Source organism: Bosea sp. AS-1 (genome assembly GCF_002220095.1).
Classification (GTDB): domain Bacteria; phylum Pseudomonadota; class Alphaproteobacteria; order Rhizobiales; family Beijerinckiaceae; genus Allobosea.
The window spans coordinates 4,367,864-4,383,565 of the sequence record NZ_CP022372.1; the positions used below are offsets into that span (position 1 = coordinate 4,367,864).

The window sequence follows — 15,702 nt, forward strand, 5'->3', positions numbered from 1 at the left end:
ACCGCTTCGCTCCACTGTCTCGGTTCGCGTCTAATTGCATATGCAAATATACGCTTGCCATTTGCATATGCAATTAGATAGCATACCCGCTAATCAAAGAGTAGCGGGAGGATGCACAGTGGCGAAAGCGCCCGGTGAAACGCTGGCTTGCGACAAGCTGTGGACCAACGCCCGACTGGCGACGATGTCGCCCGCGGTCGCTACTCCCTACGGCGCGATCGACGACGGGCTGATCGCAGCCCGCGACGGACGCATCGTCTATGCCGGGCCGCGCAGCGAGGCTCCTGCCTTGCAGGCGGCCGAGACCATCGACTGCGGGGGCCGCTGGATCACCCCGGGGCTGATCGATTGCCACACCCATCTCGTCTATGGCGGCGACCGGGCGCATGAGTTCGAGCTTCGTCTCCAGGGCGCGACCTATGAGGAGATCGCGCGGGCCGGCGGCGGCATCCTCTCCACGGTCAAGGCAACGCGCGAGGCGAGCGAGGATACGCTCTTCGCCTCCGCCGACCGGCGCCTCGCCGCGCTAATGGCCGAGGGCGTCACCACCGTCGAGATCAAGTCCGGCTACGGGCTGGAACAGCAGGCGGAGCTCAAGCAACTCCGCGTCGCGCGCCGGATCGGCCGCGAGCGCCCCGTCACCGTTCGCACGACCTTCCTCGGCGCCCATGCCGTGCCGCCGGAATACAAGGGCCGCTCGGGCGATTATACCGCGCTCGTCGCAGGGCCGATCCTCGACGCCGTCGCAGCCGAAGAGCTCGCCGATGCGGTCGACGTCTTCTGCGAGGGCATCGCCTTCTCGCCTGACGAAACCAAGGCCGTGTTCGAGGCCGCCAAGGCCAGGGGCCTCGCGATCAAGATCCATGCCGAGCAGCTTTCCAATCTCTACGGCGCCAAGCTCGCGGCCGAAATGGGTGCTCTCTCCGCCGACCATCTCGAATATCTCAACGAGGACGGCGTCACCGCCATGGCCAAGGCCGGCACCGTCGCGGTCGTGCTGCCTGGCGCCTTCTACTTCCTGCGCGAGACGCAGAAGCCGCCGATCGAGTTGATGCGCAAGCACGGCGTCGCCATTGCGCTGGCGACCGATGCCAACCCCGGCTCCTCGCCACTGACCTCGCCGCTGCTCGTGCTCAACATGGCCTGCACGCTCTTCCGGATGACGCCGGAGGAAGCCCTGGCCGGCCTGACCCGCCATGCCGCCAAGGCCCTCGGCCTCCAGGACGAAATCGGCACGCTCGAAACCGGCAAACGCTGCGATCTAGCGATCTGGGAGATCGAGCGCCCGGCCGAGCTCGCCTACCGCATCGGCTTCAACCCGCTTCACACCCGCATCTGGAACGGACAATGACCACGGTTTCGCTGAACCCGGGCGCAGCCCATCTCACCGACTGGCGCGCGATCCTCGATGGCGCCGCCGCCTCGCTCGACGGCGACAGCGCCAGGAACATCGCCTCCGGCCAGAAGATCGTCGAGGAGATCGTCGCCGCCGGCACCGTGACCTATGGCGTCAATACCGGCTTCGGCAAGCTCGCCAGCGTCCGCATCGCCGATGCCGACCTCGCCAAGCTGCAGAGCAACCTGATCGTCTCGCATGCGGTCGGCACCGGCCCTGCCCTGCCCGACGGCGTGGTCCGCCTGCTGCTGGCGATGAAGGCGGCGAGCCTGGCGCGCGGCGCTTCCGGCGTGCGTCCCGTCGTGATCGAGGCGCTGACCAACGCGCTCAAGGCCGATGCCCTCCCGGTCATCCCGGCGAAGGGCTCGGTCGGCGCCTCCGGTGACCTTGCCCCGCTCGCCCATATGACCGCCGCCCTGATGGGCTTCGGCGAGATCCGCCTGAAGGGCGAGACCCTGCCGGCGGCCGAGGCTCTGAAGCGCGCGGGTCTTAGCCCGCTTGCGCTCGGCGCCAAGGAAGGCCTCGCGCTGATCAACGGCACGCAGGTCTCGACCACGATCGCGCTGACCGGCCTGGCTGCCATCGCCCGCGTCTTCGATGCAGCCCTCATCGCCGGTGCACTCTCGGTCGACGCACTCAAGGGCTCCGACACCCCGTTCGATCCGCGCATCCAGACGCTGCGTGGCCAGCCCGGCCAGATCAAGGTCGCCAAGATCCTGCTCGACCTGATCGCCGGCAGCGCCATCCGCGAGAGCCATCGCCACGGCGATACGAAGGTGCAGGACCCCTACTCCCTGCGCTGCCAGCCGCAGGTGATGGGCGCCGTGCGCGACCTCATCGGCAACGCCGCCGCGACGCTCTCGATCGAGGCCAATGCCGTCACCGACAATCCGCTGGTGCTCGGCCCCGGCGAGATCGTCTCGGGCGGCAATTTCCACGCCGAGCCGGTCGCCTTCGCCGCCGATATCCTGGCGATGGCCGTCTGCGAGATCGGCAATCTCTCCGAGCGCCGCATGGCGCTGCTGGTCGACCCCGTGATGAGCGGCCTGCCGCCCTTCCTCGCCCGCGATGCCGGCCTGAACTCCGGCTTCATGATCGCGCAGGTCACCGCCGCCGCGCTCGCCTCCGAGAACAAGCAGAAGGCCTATCCGGCTTCGGTCGACACCATCCCGACCTCGGCCAACCAGGAAGACCATGTCTCGATGGCGACGCATGGCGCCTTCCGCCTTCTCGACATGGCGAAGAACGCGGCGAGCGTCATCGGCGTCGAGTTGATGGCGGCGGCGGAGGCGATCGAGCATCACCGCCCGCTCAAGACCAGCGCACGGCTGGAGCCAGTGCTTGCGCTCCTGCGCAGCAAGATCGCGCCGCTGACCGAGGACCGCTACCTCGCTCCCGATCTCGCCGCCGCGACCGAGTTCGTACTTTCCGGCGCCGTCGGCAAGGCGGCGGGCCTCGACAGCTTCGCCGAGTGCAGCGCATGAGCGCCGAGATCGTCACGGTCACGCGGGGCTCGTCCCCGCTGATCCTCTCGATGCCGCATCCCGGCACCGGCGTTCCGCCGGAGGTCGCGGCGCAGCTCAACGAACGCGGAAAGCTGGTCGAGGATACCGACTGGCATATGCGCCAGCTCTACGGCTTCGCCGCCCCGTTCGCGCCGAGCATCGTCGAGGCGCAGCTTTCGCGCTTCGTCATCGACCTCAACCGCGATCCGGCCGGCGTCTCGCTCTATCCGGGACAGGCAACGACCGAGCTGGTGCCGACCACGACCTTCGACGGCGCTCCGATCTGGCAGAAGGCACCGGACGCCGCCGAGATCGAGCGGCGCAAGGCGACCTATTTCCAGCCCTATCACACGGCGCTAGCTGCCGAGATCTCGCGGGTGAAGGCCGAGCACGGCTATTGCGTGCTGTGGGATTGCCACTCGATCAAGTCGGTGATCCCGCGCCTGTTCGAAGGCACGCTGCCGACCTTGAACCTCGGCACGAATTCCGGCCAGAGCTGTGCACCAAGCGTCGAAGCCGCCGCCATTACCGCGATGGCGGGGCATCCCTTCACCCAGATCGCCAATGGCCGCTTCAAGGGTGGCTGGATCACGCGCCATTACGGGCGTCCCTTCGAAGGCGTCCACGCGCTCCAGATGGAGATCGCCCTTTCGGCCTACCTCTCCGAGGAGACCGCGCCCTGGACCTTCGACGCGACGAAGGCCGCCAGCCTGCAGACCGCCTTGTCCGCCATCATCGCCGCGGCCCTCGATGCGACCGCTGCCCTCGAACGGAGCCATTCATGACCCGCCTCGACAACACCCGTACCATTCGCGCCGCGACCGGCACCGAGCTCACCGCGAAGAGCTGGCTGACCGAAGCGCCGCTGCGCATGCTGATGAACAACCTCGATCCGAACGTGGCCGAGAACCCGCATGAGCTCGTGGTCTATGGCGGCATCGGCCGGGCCGCGCGCAGCTGGGAGGATTTCGACCGTATCGTCGCGACGCTGCGCCAGCTCGAGGCCGACGAGACGCTGCTCGTCCAGTCCGGCAAGCCGGTCGGCGCGTTCCGCACGCACAAGGATGCGCCGCGCGTCCTGATCGCCAATTCGAACCTCGTGCCGCATTGGGCGAACTGGGACCATTTCAACGAGCTCGATAAGAAGGGGCTCGCCATGTACGGCCAGATGACGGCCGGCTCCTGGATCTATATCGGCACCCAGGGCATCGTGCAGGGCACCTACGAGACCTTCGTCGAGGCCGGGCGCCAGCATTATGGCGGCAACCTGAAGGGCAAATGGGTCCTGACCGGCGGCTTAGGGGGCATGGGCGGCGCGCAGCCGCTGGCGGCGGTGATGGCCGGCGCCTCCTGCCTTGCCGTCGAGTGCAATCCCGACTCGATCGATTTCCGCCTGCGCACCCGCTATCTCGACGAGAAGGCCGAGACGCTCGACGAGGCGATGGAGATGATCGCCCGCTGGACGAAGAACGGCGAGGCCAAGTCGGTCGGCCTCATCGGCAACTGCGCCGAGATACTGCCCGAGATGGTTCGCCGCGGCATCCGCCCCGACATGGTCACCGACCAGACCTCGGCGCATGACCCTGTCAACGGCTACCTGCCGAAGGGCTGGACCATGGGCCAGTGGAAGCAAGCGCGCGAAGCCAATCCGAAGTCCGTGGAGAGGGCGGCCCGCGCCTCGATGCGCGAGCATGTCGAGGCGATGATCGCCTTTCAGGAGATGGGCATCCCGACCTTCGACTACGGCAACAACATCCGCCAGGTCGCCAAGGAAGAGGGGTTGGAGAACGCCTTCGCCTTCCCCGGCTTCGTGCCGGCCTATATCCGCCCGCTGTTCTGCCGCGGCATCGGCCCGTTCCGCTGGGCCGCGCTGTCGGGCGATCCGGAGGACATCTACAAGACCGACGCCAAGGTGAAGGAGCTGCTGCCCGACAACAAGCACCTGCATAACTGGCTCGACATGGCGCGCGAGCGCATCTCGTTCCAGGGCCTGCCGGCGCGCATCTGCTGGGTCGGCCTCGGCGACCGCCACCGCCTCGGCCTCGCCTTCAACGAGATGGTCCGGAACGGCGAGCTCAAGGCCCCGGTGGTGATCGGCCGCGACCATCTCGATTCCGGCTCCGTCGCCTCGCCGAACCGCGAGACAGAAGCGATGAAAGACGGCTCGGACGCGGTCTCCGACTGGCCACTGCTCAACGCCCTGCTCAACACGGCGTCCGGCGCGACTTGGGTCTCGCTGCATCATGGCGGCGGCGTCGGCATGGGCTTCTCGCAGCATGCGGGCGTCGTGATCTGCGCCGACGGCACCGACGATGCAGCCGCCCGCCTCGGACGCGTGCTCTGGAACGACCCGGCGACCGGCGTGATGCGCCATGCCGATGCCGGCTATGACATCGCGCTGGACTGCGCTCGCGAGAAAGGGCTCAATCTGCCTGGTATTCTGGGCTGACCCACCCATCCTTCGGCGATCCGTTCCAGGCTCGATCGGGAACGGCATCGCCAGGTCGAAAGGCAGAGCATCATGCGCATCATTCGCGCCGCCGACTGCAAGGTCATGCCGTGGAAGAACGGCGGCGGCACCACGACCGAGATCGCGGTGTCGCCCGAGGGCGCCTCGCTCGACAATTTCGACTGGCGCATCTCGATGGCGCATGTCGCGCAGGACGGCCCGTTCTCGGCGTTCCCCGGCATCGACCGGACCCTGTGCGTGCTGACCGGCAACGGTATCCGCCTCGCCTTCGGCGATGGCGCGGCGGTGATGCTCGAGCGTGCCTCCGGCCCCTACTTCTTCGCAGCGGACCGGGCCGTCGACGGAGAGCTGACCGATGGCGAGATCGACGATCTCAACGTGATGAGCCGCCGCGGGCGCTGGCAGCATGAGGTCCAGCGCTTCTCGAGCCCTGGCCAGCAGGCCTTCGCCGTCGATACCGGTCTCGTCGTCGCTTTTGCCCACCAGGGCGATTGGCGCGCGAATGGCAGCGTTCTGATGCCCGGCGACAGCGCGATCACCGAAGCTTCGCCGGCGCATCCCCTGCACCTTGAAGGCAGGGGCGACCTGATCGTCGTCAAGCTGACGCCTGCTGCGAGCTAGGTTGCCATGCGCCGGTGGGCGCTTGGCAACCCGATCTCCCGCCTACGCCGCCTGACGCGACTGCGGACCGACATAGACCGATTGCGGACGGATGAGCTTGCCGCCGGCGATCTGCTCCTGGGCGTGGGCGAGCCAACCCGTTGTCCGGCCGAGCGCGAAGACGCAGGTGAAGGAATCCGGCGTGAAGCCGAGCGCCTCCAGCAGCAGCGCGGTGTAGAACTCGACATTCGTCTCCAGCGTGCGGTTCGGCTTGCGCTCGCGCAGGATGGCGAGCGCCGCCTGCTCGACCGCCTCCGCAAGGCCGAGGCGTCCCGCATCGGCGCCGAGCCGGCGCAGTGCCCCCTTGAGCGCATCGGCGCGCGGGTCGCGCACGCGGTAGATGCGGTGGCCGAAGCCCATCAGCCGGTCGCCTCGGTCCAGCGCCGCTTCCAGCCAGGCACGAGCGTTTTCCGGCGTCCCGATCGCGTCGAGCATCTCGATCACCGGGCCGGGCGCGCCGCCATGCAGCGGTCCCTGCAGCGCGCCGATGCCGGCGAGCACGGCCGAGACGAGTCCGGCCCGGGTCGAGGCGACGACGCGGGCGGCGAAGGTAGAGGCATTGAGGCCGTGATCGGCCACCGTGACGAGGTAGGTATCGAGCGCTGCGGCCTGCTGCGTGGTCGGTGCCGCGCCCGTCAGCATGCGCAGCGTATCGGCCGCCTGCGGCAGAGACGGGTCAGGCGGGACCGGCGCGAGCCCACGCCGCAGCCTGAGCGCGGCGGGGGTGAAGACAGCGGGCGCCGCCAGAAGCTTCAGGACCACGCGGGTGCCTTCTCCGTCCGGAATCAACGCCGTCATGGCGCGAACCATCTCGACGGGCGAGAGTGTCACCGGGGCGGCTTCGCGCTTGACGATGGTCTCGAACAGTTCCTTGCGGGCCTCGCCCAACGCGACCTGCAACTGCTTCTGCCGCGGCAGGTCCGGCACGAAGCCATCAAGCATCAGCGCGGCCATCTCCTCGAAGGAGGTGTGCCCGGCGAGTTCGTCCAGGCTGTGCCCGCGGATTACGAGCCGGCCGGCTGCTCCGTCGACTTCGGACAGGACGGTATGGGCGGCGACGACATCTTCAAGGCCATCGGACATGGCGCTCACTCCTCGATCTGAATGACTTGAAGATCGCGAGCTTCATCGCTAGAATCAATCTTGAACAATATAATCAATATATTTTGCGATGAGCGACTGGCTGACGGCGCAGCAGGTGATGGAACGGCTCGGACTGAAGCCGCAGACGCTCTACGCCTATGTCAGCCGCGGGCTGATCGAGGCACGCGGTGATGCTGGCGACTCGCGCAGGCGTCTCTACCGGGCAGAGGACGTGGCGCGGCTGGAGCATCGCAAGGCGCGCGGGCGGAAACCGGCCGCCATCGCCGAGGATGCGATCGCCTTCGGCGAGCCCATCCTGGCCTCGGGCATCGCCACGATCCAGCGCGGCAAGCTCTGGTATCGCGGGGAGGATGCCGAGACGCTGTCAGAGACCGCTAAGCTGGAAGATGTGGCGCGGTTGCTTTGGGACTGTGGCTCGCAGCGCTTTCCACCGCTGTTCACGATCGTGCCGGAGGCGCCGGCCCGGCAGCGGATGTTTGCGGTGATCGCGGAGAAAGCCGCCAGCGACCCCGCAATGGCCGGCCGTGCGAAGAAGGCGCTCTATCTCGAAGCGGCGTCCGTCATCGACGCGCTGGTCGATGCCATAGCCGGGCGCCCCGGCCAGGGCCCGATCCATCACCGCCTGGCATTGGCCTGGGGTTGCGACGAGCGTGGCGCCGACCTGATCCGCCGTGCGCTCGTGCTGCTTGCCGACCACGAACTCAACGCCTCGACTTTCGCGGTCAGGGTAGCGGCCTCAACGCGGGCTTCGCTCGCCGCCTGTGTTCTGGCAGGCCTCGCGACTCTCTCGGGACCGTTGCATGGCGGCATGACGCCGCGTGTGCTCGGGCTGATGCGGGAGATCGCGGAGGATGGTCCTCGGACGGCCATATCCGCGCGTCTTGCAACCGGCATGCCCCTGCCCGGCTTCGGCCATCCGCTCTATCCGGATGGCGATGCACGGGCACGCGGCCTGCTCGCGGTATTCAGCCTGCCGCCTGCGTATGAGGAAGCGCGCCAGGCCGTCACGGCACTGACCGGCGAGGAGCCTAATATCGACTTCGTGCTGACGGCCATCGCAACCGAACTCGGGCTTGCAGCCGATGCGGCGTTCCAGATCTTCGCCGCGGCGCGTTGCACGGGCTGGATCGCCCATGCGCTGGAGCAGAACGAGACGGGCCGTCTAATCCGGCCACGGGCTCGCTATGTCGGGCCGGAGCCGGCCTAAGCCGGCTCGCTCTCGACAGCCTTGGCTGCCGGCTTCCGGCCGAACTGACCTTCGCGTTGCTCGATATAACTGCGCGTGATCGGCAGACCATCCAGCTTCTTGGCAAGCTGGAACTGGAAGACCACCAGATCGTCATGCCGGAAGCTGGCCTCCGAAGCCGCGAGGTAGAACTCCCACATCCGCGCGAAGCGCTCGTCATACATCGCGATCGCCTCGTCGCGCCGAGCGAGGAAATTCTCGCGCCAGGCTTTCAAGGTCTCGGCGTAGTGGATGCGCAGCACCTCGACATCGGTGATGACGAGCCCTTCCTTCTCCACCGCCGCCGCCACTTCCGACATCGCCGGGATATAGCCGCCCGGGAAGATGTACTTGGCGATGAAGGGGTTGGTGGCGCCCGGCGGGGAGCTGCGGCCGATGGTGTGGATCAGCGCCACGCCGTCATCCGTCAGCAAGTCGCGCACCTTGCTGAAGTAGTCGCGATAATAGCCGACGCCGACATGCTCGAACATGCCGACCGAGACGATGCGGTCGAAGCTCTCCTGTAGGTGGCGATAGTCCTGCAGCCGGAACTCGACCGGCAGGCCGGACGCCTTGCCCCGTTCCTGGGCAATGGCGAGCTGCTCCTCGGAGAGCGTGATGCCGGTGACGGACGCGCCGGTCTCGCCCGCGATCGACAGCGCCATGCCACCCCAGCCGCAGCCGATGTCGAGCACGCGATGGCCCGCCGCCAGATCGAGCTTGCCCATGATATGGCGCTTCTTGGCGAGCTGCGCCTCGGCCAGCGTCATGTCGGGCTGAGCGAAATAGGCGCAGGAATACTGCATGTCCGGATCGAGGAAGAGCTTGAAGAAATCGCTCTTCAGATCGTAGTGATGCGCGACGTTGCGCTTCGCCAGCGCCGGCGTGTTGTGCTGGTGGAATCGCCGCACCGCCGTGCGCAGGCCGGACAGTGTCTTGCCCCAGCCCTGAGGCCGGGCCTTGTGGACGGCCGCGACCAGCGCGTCGAGCAAGTCGTAGAGCGAACCCTGCTCGACGACGACCCGGCCATCCATGACTGCTTCGCCGAGCGCCAGCTCGGGATTGAGCGCGAGCTTCAGTTCAGTCGGCGTATCGACGATGCGCATGCGCAGGCGCGGCACCTTGCCGTGCCCGACCGTCTGAAGTGTCCCGTCGGGAAAAACAACATCGATCCGCGGCTCGATCGCGAGCCGCGACAACATCCTTGCAACCAGTGAACGCATTGGCCCCACCTTCGGCAGCGCCCCCTTGTTGTTCAAAAGATGGCAAGAGAAATCGTCGTCGTAACTCCGGTTGCGCGCAAGGCTGCTCTTCGCCTGCGGCATGACAACGCAGGCAGCGCGACTTGGTTCCGCTGCGGAAGCATAGCCAATGCAATACTGGGCAGACACGGCGCCCGGGTCAATGATCGGCGGCGACGACCTCCGCCCGGATCTCTTCGACGAGCCGCTCTTTCAGCGCGACGAACTCCGGGCTCGTCTTGATGGTGTAGGGCCGCGGATGCGGGAGATCGACCGGAATATCCGCCTTGATGCGGCCGGGCCTCGCGCTCATCACCACGACACGCGAGCCGACGAAGATCGCTTCCTCGATATCGTGGGTGACGAAGAGCACCGTCTTCTGCTCGCGTTCCCAGATGCCCAGCAGCATCTCCTGCATCAGAGCGCGCGTCTGGTTGTCGAGCGCGCCGAAAGGCTCATCGAGCAGCAGGATCTTCGGGTCGTTGGCGAGCGCGCGCGCGATGGCGGTGCGCTGCTGCATGCCGCCGGAAAGCTGCTTCGGGAAGTGATCGACGAAACCGGAGAGCCCGACGCGCCCGGCCCAGTTGCGAGCGATCTTCAGCCGCTCGGCTTCGGCTAAGCCCTTCTCGCGCAGGCCGAAGGCGATGTTCTGCTGCACCGTCAACCAGGGAAAGAGCGTGTAGCTCTGGAAGACGAAGCCGCGGTCGGCACCCGGCCCCGAGACGGCCGAACCGTCGAGGAGGACGCGGCCCTCGCTCGCCGTCTCCAGCCCGCCGACGATGCGCAGCAAGGTGGACTTGCCACAGCCGGACGGGCCGAGAATGGCAATGAAGTCGTTGTCGGCGACCTTGAGCGAGGTCGGCATCAGCGCCCGCGTCGGTTCGGCTCCGCGCTGGGCCGGGAAGACCTTGCCGACATTGTCGATGACCAGCTTGCTCATACGCGCGCCCACGGGAACAGGCGCTGGTTGACCGCCTTGAAGAGGAAATCCGAGATCAGGCCGATGAGCCCGATGACGATGATGCCGAAGATGATCTGCCCGGTGTTCAGCAGCGCCTGGCTGTCGGTGATCATGTGGCCGATGCCGGAAGACGAGCCGATCAGTTCGGCGACGATGACATAGGTCCAGGCCCAGCCGAGAACGAGGCGGAAGATCTCGGCGATCTGCGGCGCCGCATTCGGCAGCAGCACGCGGCGGACGACCGAACGGTCGCTGGCGCCGAGCGTATAGGCCGCGTCGACGAGATCACGCCGGATCGAGCCGACCGCGACGGCGATCATCAGGATGAGCTGGAAGACAGAGCCGAGGAAGATGACGAGCAGCTTCTGCGTCTCGCCGATGCCGGCCCAGAGGATCAACAGCGGAATGAAGGCCGAGGCGGGCAGGTAGCGCGCGAAGGAGACGAAGGGTTCGAGGAATGCCTCGATCGGCTTGTAGGCACCCATCAGGATCCCGAGCGGCAACGCAACGATCGCGGCGATGATGAAGCCGCCGACAACGCGCCAGACCGTCATCAGGATGTCGAAGCTGAAGCCATAGCGCGTCATCAGGTTCCAGCCTTCGCCGACCATGGTCAGCGGATCGGCCAGGAACAGGCGCTGCACATAGCCGCCGAAGGTCGCGACCGACCAGAGCGCGATGAAGAGCGCGAAGAAGGCGACGCCGTAGCCGATACGCTCCGGCGCGGAGACGGGTCTGAGCGGTTTCATGCCTTGTCGTGTCCGGTCATGGCGAGCGCGAGTTCTTTCCAGGGTTCGGGCGACCAGTAGCCGGCCGCCGCGCCGGAGGTCGAGGGCAGGATGAAGATTCCCACACCAGCGAAGGTGACGGTCTGCAGACCATAACCGAGCGACCCGGCCGCCGCGCCCAACGCCGTCTGTGCCGCGCGCTTGCCGTTGAAGGCGAGCCAGCGCGGGCGATGCGCGGCGATCCGATCCCGCAACCCGGCGACATCGAAATGATTGCCGCGCAAGGCAGAGTCGGGCCCGGAGCTGCGCTTGGCGACATCGGTGAGGCCGATGCCGTAGCGCGGCAACTCGCGGAAGCGCTGTGGAGCGAACCGTTCCGGCACCAGCCCGATCTCATGGATGATCGTCCAGAACTTGTTGCCTGGGCCGGCATAATAGGCACCGCGCATCGCCGAGACAGCTCCGGCCTGCGTGCCACAGAAGACGACATGCAGGCCGGGCTCCAGAACATCCGGCAGGACCGATTGCGTCACGCGGTCGGCGTCGCTTCGTTCACTTGCCTTCGACGAACTTGGTATCGACCAGCGAAGCGAAATCGGGCTTCGCCTTGATCAGGCCGACCTCCAGCAGCACATCGGCCGCCTTGGCGTTGAAGGCCTGCCATTCGCCGGCGAAGAACTTCTTGTTTCCCTCGGCGTCCGACCAGCGCAGATAGGCCGCCGACTTGCCGAACTGTTCGCCGGTCTGCTTCACATCGGCGCCCATGATCTCATAGGCCTTGGCCTGGTCCGCCTTGATCATCGCAAGCGCGTCGAAATAGCTCTTGGTCAGGGCGGCGGCCGCCTTCTCATCGGCAAGGAAGGCAGGCGTGCAGCCGACCGTGTCCATCACCATCGGATAATCGAGCGTGGTGGCGATGATCTTGCCGGCATCCGGCTTCTCGCGCACGGCCGAGAGATAGGGCTCGTAGGTCAGCGCCGCGTCGTTCTGGCCGGCGATGAAGGCCTGCGCGGCCGGGCCGGGCTCCATGTTGACGACCTTCACGTCCTTCACCGAGAGGCCATTCTCCTTGAGCATCCAGGCCAGGGCGAAATAGGGTGAGGTGCCCGGCGCCGAAGCCGCGACCGTCTTGCCCTTCAGGTCCTTGATCGCGGCGATGTCCTTGCGCACGACCATGCCGTCGGCGCCGTAGCTCTTGTCGAGCTGGAAGATCTGCTTGGTCTTGATGCCGGCGGCATCCCAGACCAGCCAGGTCTCGACCGTGGTCGCGGCGCATTGGACGTCGCCCGAGGCGATGGCGAGGTGGCGATCCTTCTGCGGAATCTTCTTGATCGTCACGTCGAGGCCGTTCTTGGCGAAGATGCCGGCCTCCTTGGCGAGGACGAGCGGCGCAAAGCCGGTCCAGCCCGAAATACCGATCGAAACCTTCGTCTGCGCCTGAGCGCCGCCCGCTGCCAGAAGCGCGGCGAGACCGAAACCGACGGTGGCGCCGATGCGCGTGACATTCTTCATGATCGAAACCTTTCCCCTGCTTGGTCGGCATTCGCGCCCAAGCGGCTCTAGCGCAAGCGCTGCCCCGGCACGATGCAACCTTCGTTCCAAGTCACGTTAAATGCCTATGCAAATCCGTCAAGCCGCCGATCACGGCTGTTTGGGGAAGCCATGACATTCTCTCGTTTGACATGCGGCGAACAATTTCCTCCCCTCAGCGCGCGAGGCGCATCGCCTCCTTCTCCTTCCAGTCTTCGAGGTTTCCCGGATGAACGGTGCCGACCGCCTTTGCGACACGCTGCTGGTCAACGATGTCGATGTCTGTTTCGCCAATCCGGGCACCTCGGAAATGCATTTCGTGGCAGCACTCGACCGCAAGCCGCAGATGCGCTGCGTGCTCGGCCTGTTCGAGGGCGTGGTGACCGGCGCCGCCGACGGCTATGCCCGCATGGCCGACAAGCCGGCTGCGACCTTGTTGCACTGCGGCCCCGGCATGGCGAATGCGCTTGCCAACATGCACAATGCCCGGCGCGCCCGCACGCCGATGATCAATGTCGTCGGCGACCATGCGACCTACCACCTCCAGCACGACGCACCGTTGACCAGCGACATCGAGAGCCTTGCGCATCCGATGTCTCATTTCGTCCGGCGCATCGCCTCTTCCGAAGATGTCGGCCCAGCGATCGAAGAAGCCTATGTCGCCTCGCTGCGGCTTCCCGGCGTTACCACCGTGATCCTGCCGGCCGACTGCGCCTGGAACAGCGTCGAGCCGACCGAGCTGAAGCCGGCCAAGCTGCCGGCACTGAAGAGCGTCGATTCAGCCACGCTCCGCGAGGTCGCCGCGGGCTTGCGCAAGCACGGCGCCCGCGCCGCGATCATGCTGACGGGGCTGGCGCTGCGCGAGAAGCCGATGGAGATGGCCGCTCGCATCTGCGCCGCGACCGGAGCAAAGATCTTCAGCCAGATGTCGAACGGGCGCATCCAGCGCGGCGCCGGCCGCGTCGCAATGCCGAAGATCTTCTACCCGATCGACAAGGCGCTCGAGCAGCTCAAGGACGTCGACTACCTCGTCCTGGTCGGTGCGCAGACCCCGGTCGGCTTCTTCGCCTATCCCGGCAAGCCCGGCCGCCTTGTCCATGATGGCTGCGAGGTCACGGCGCTCGCCAAGCCCGGCGACGACCTGCCGGCAGCGATCAGCGCGCTTGCGGAAGAAATGGGCGCAACGAAGACGGCGCCCGCCTACATCGCCCCGCCGCGCAAGGAGCAGCCCGGCCTACCGACCGGCAAGCTCGACGCCGACAAGGCCTGCGCCATCGTCTCGGCCCTGCTGCCGGAGAACTGCATCGTCTGCGACGAATCGGTCTCCTCCGGCCGCAGCTTCTACTACGACTGCCACAGCGCGCCGCAGCACGATTACATCCAGCTCACCGGCGGAGCGATCGGCGAAGGCATCCCGCTCGCCGTCGGTGCGGCGGTCGCCTGCCCCGACCGCAAGGTCATCGGCATGCAGGCCGACGGCTCGGGCATGTACACGGTGCAGGGGCTGTGGACGCAGGCGCGCGAGAACCTCGACGTCGTCACCGTCGTCTTCGCGAACCGGACCTACCAGATCCTGCACGGCGAGATGCGCGCCGTCGGCGTCAACGACTTCGGCCGCAACGCCACGCTCATGCTGAATATCGACGAGCCGGCATTGGACTGGGTTTCGATGGCCAAGGGCATGGGCGTCGAAGCCGCCCGCGCCACCACGGCCGAGGAGTTCACCAGCTTGTTCAAGGCCGCGCTCGCCAAGAAGGGACCGTTCCTGATCGAGGCCGTGATCTAAGTCGCGCCCCCCGCGCGCCGCAGCGCGCGGGGACCGGCATTACTTGAACCCACCCATGAAGGCATCGAGGCAATCGCCGATCGCCTCGATCGCATAACCGCCTTCCTGGACCACCAGCGTCGGCAGGCCGAGCCCCTTCACCTGCCGGCCGATGGTACCGAAATCGGACGCCTCCAGCTTCAGGACGCCAATCGGGTCGTCCTTGTGGGCGTCGTAGCCGAGCGCCACGATGAGCGCCTCGGCGCCGAAGTCGCGGATCGCCCTGCCGGCCCGGTCGACCGCCGCCTGCATCTCGGCCCCGCCGGCGCCATGCGCGAGCGGCAGGTTGAGGTTGAAGCCCTCGCCCGGGCCATTGCCACGCTCATCCTCATAGCCCGTGAAGAACGGATAGTAGTTCGACGGGTCGGCGTGGACAGAGATCGTCAACACGTCTGGCCGGCGGTAGAAGATCTGCTGCGTGCCGTCGCCATGGTGGGCGTCGACGTCGAGGATCGCGACCTTCCCGAATTTGCTGCGCAGCCGCTGTGCCGCGACCGCCGTATTGTTGATATAGCAGAAGCCGGTGGCGCGATCGGCACGGGCATGGTGGCCCGAGGGACGGCAGAGCGAATAGACGGCGCGCTCGCCTGAGAGGACCGCATCGGCCGCGGATACGGCCGTCTCTGCCGAACGCAGCGTCGAATGCCAGCAATGCTCGCCGATCGGTACCGAGAGGTCCCCCAGATACCAGCCGAGTTGGCCGATGAAGCCGGTCGGGCGGCAGGGCGGGCGGACATCCTCGTCAGGCCGGCCGCTCCAATAAGGGAAGGTGCTCGGCCAGACTTCCGGACCGCGCTCCGGCGGAAGCTCCTGCCAGCGGTGCCAGGCGCCCTGCAGGAAATCGACGAAGCCCTTATCATGGATCGCGAGGATCGGCTCGACGCCATGGCCCGCCGGCCGTTCCGGCGTGATGCCGTGCTTCGCCAGCGCGCCGAGCAACTTCTCGGTCCGCTCCGGCAAGTCCTTGGGCGCGACGACCGTGCCGAAGCGCATATATTGCTGCGGATCGTGAAGTGCCTGGTCGGGATGGTAGAAGGCACGCATCGGCTGGCAAATC

14 protein-coding genes are annotated in these 15,702 nt (G+C 66.8%); 7 read left to right on the forward strand and 7 right to left on the reverse strand.

Annotated elements, in window-relative coordinates; translation table 11 throughout:
• Window positions 1–142 precede the first annotated feature (142 nt).
• The 5 genes from hutI (at window position 143) to CE453_RS22575 (ending at window position 5,992) form a co-directional block, all read left to right on the forward strand.
• Entirely contained in the window at window positions 143–1,351 is a 1,209-nt protein-coding gene (gene hutI, locus CE453_RS22555; protein WP_248308150.1) for an imidazolonepropionase, read from the forward strand.
• Window positions 1,348–2,880, forward strand: coding sequence for a histidine ammonia-lyase (gene hutH / locus CE453_RS22560; RefSeq protein WP_089176606.1), 1,533 nt, complete (start codon window positions 1,348–1,350; stop codon window positions 2,878–2,880). The genes hutI and hutH overlap by 4 nt, the downstream gene beginning before the upstream one ends.
• Entirely contained in the window at window positions 2,877–3,686 is an 810-nt protein-coding gene (gene hutG, locus CE453_RS22565) for an N-formylglutamate deformylase (RefSeq protein WP_089176607.1), read from the forward strand. The genes hutH and hutG overlap by 4 nt, the downstream gene beginning before the upstream one ends.
• Complete coding sequence (gene hutU, locus CE453_RS22570; RefSeq protein WP_089176608.1) at window positions 3,683–5,350, forward strand: urocanate hydratase; 1,668 nt, start codon at window positions 3,683–3,685, stop codon at window positions 5,348–5,350. The genes hutG and hutU overlap by 4 nt, the downstream gene beginning before the upstream one ends.
• 72 nt (window positions 5,351–5,422) lie before the next feature.
• Complete coding sequence (locus CE453_RS22575) at window positions 5,423–5,992, forward strand: HutD/Ves family protein (protein ID WP_089176609.1); 570 nt, start codon at window positions 5,423–5,425, stop codon at window positions 5,990–5,992.
• Between the two features lie 42 nt (window positions 5,993–6,034).
• On the opposite strand, the gene CE453_RS22580 is transcribed toward CE453_RS22575, so the two are convergent.
• Window positions 6,035–7,114: a citrate synthase/methylcitrate synthase gene (locus CE453_RS22580; RefSeq protein ID WP_089176610.1), complete on the reverse strand. Its 1,080-nt coding sequence runs from the start codon at window positions 7,112–7,114 to the stop codon at window positions 6,035–6,037.
• Between the two features lie 88 nt (window positions 7,115–7,202).
• Between CE453_RS22580 and CE453_RS22585 the strand changes: the two genes are divergently transcribed.
• Window positions 7,203–8,342 carry a citrate synthase family protein gene (locus tag CE453_RS22585; RefSeq protein WP_089176611.1) on the forward strand — a complete coding sequence of 380 codons (1,140 nt, stop codon included), beginning with the start codon at window positions 7,203–7,205 and terminating at the stop codon, window positions 8,340–8,342.
• Here the strand turns inward: CE453_RS22585 and CE453_RS22590 are convergent.
• From CE453_RS22590 to CE453_RS22610, 5 genes are all read right to left on the reverse strand, one after another.
• On the reverse strand, window positions 8,339–9,583 hold the full coding sequence (locus tag CE453_RS22590) for an SAM-dependent methyltransferase (protein ID WP_248307845.1): 1,245 nt from the start codon (window positions 9,581–9,583) through the stop codon (window positions 8,339–8,341). The genes CE453_RS22585 and CE453_RS22590 overlap by 4 nt on opposite strands.
• Window positions 9,584–9,761: 178 nt before the next feature.
• Window positions 9,762–10,541 carry an ABC transporter ATP-binding protein gene (locus CE453_RS22595; RefSeq protein ID WP_198302182.1) on the reverse strand — a complete coding sequence of 260 codons (780 nt, stop codon included), beginning with the start codon at window positions 10,539–10,541 and terminating at the stop codon, window positions 9,762–9,764.
• On the reverse strand, window positions 10,538–11,311 hold the full coding sequence (locus CE453_RS22600) for an ABC transporter permease (protein ID WP_089176613.1): 774 nt from the start codon (window positions 11,309–11,311) through the stop codon (window positions 10,538–10,540). Before CE453_RS22600 ends, CE453_RS22595 begins: the two co-directional genes overlap by 4 nt.
• Window positions 11,308–11,823, reverse strand: a complete 516-nt coding sequence (locus CE453_RS22605; RefSeq protein WP_089176614.1) for a mismatch-specific DNA-glycosylase — start codon at window positions 11,821–11,823, stop codon at window positions 11,308–11,310. Before CE453_RS22605 ends, CE453_RS22600 begins: the two co-directional genes overlap by 4 nt.
• A 19-nt stretch (window positions 11,824–11,842) precedes the next feature.
• A complete protein-coding gene (locus tag CE453_RS22610) occupies window positions 11,843–12,802 on the reverse strand; it encodes an ABC transporter substrate-binding protein (protein ID WP_089176615.1) in 960 nt (319 codons plus the stop codon).
• 247 nt (window positions 12,803–13,049) lie between these two features.
• Between CE453_RS22610 and CE453_RS22615 the strand changes: the two genes are divergently transcribed.
• On the forward strand, window positions 13,050–14,606 hold the full coding sequence (locus CE453_RS22615; protein WP_089176616.1) for an acetolactate synthase large subunit: 1,557 nt from the start codon (window positions 13,050–13,052) through the stop codon (window positions 14,604–14,606).
• 39 nt (window positions 14,607–14,645) lie between these two features.
• Here the strand turns inward: CE453_RS22615 and CE453_RS22620 are convergent, their stop codons facing one another.
• On the reverse strand, window positions 14,646–15,689 hold the full coding sequence (locus tag CE453_RS22620; protein ID WP_089176617.1) for a histone deacetylase family protein: 1,044 nt from the start codon (window positions 15,687–15,689) through the stop codon (window positions 14,646–14,648).
• Window positions 15,690–15,702: the final 13 nt, after the last annotated feature.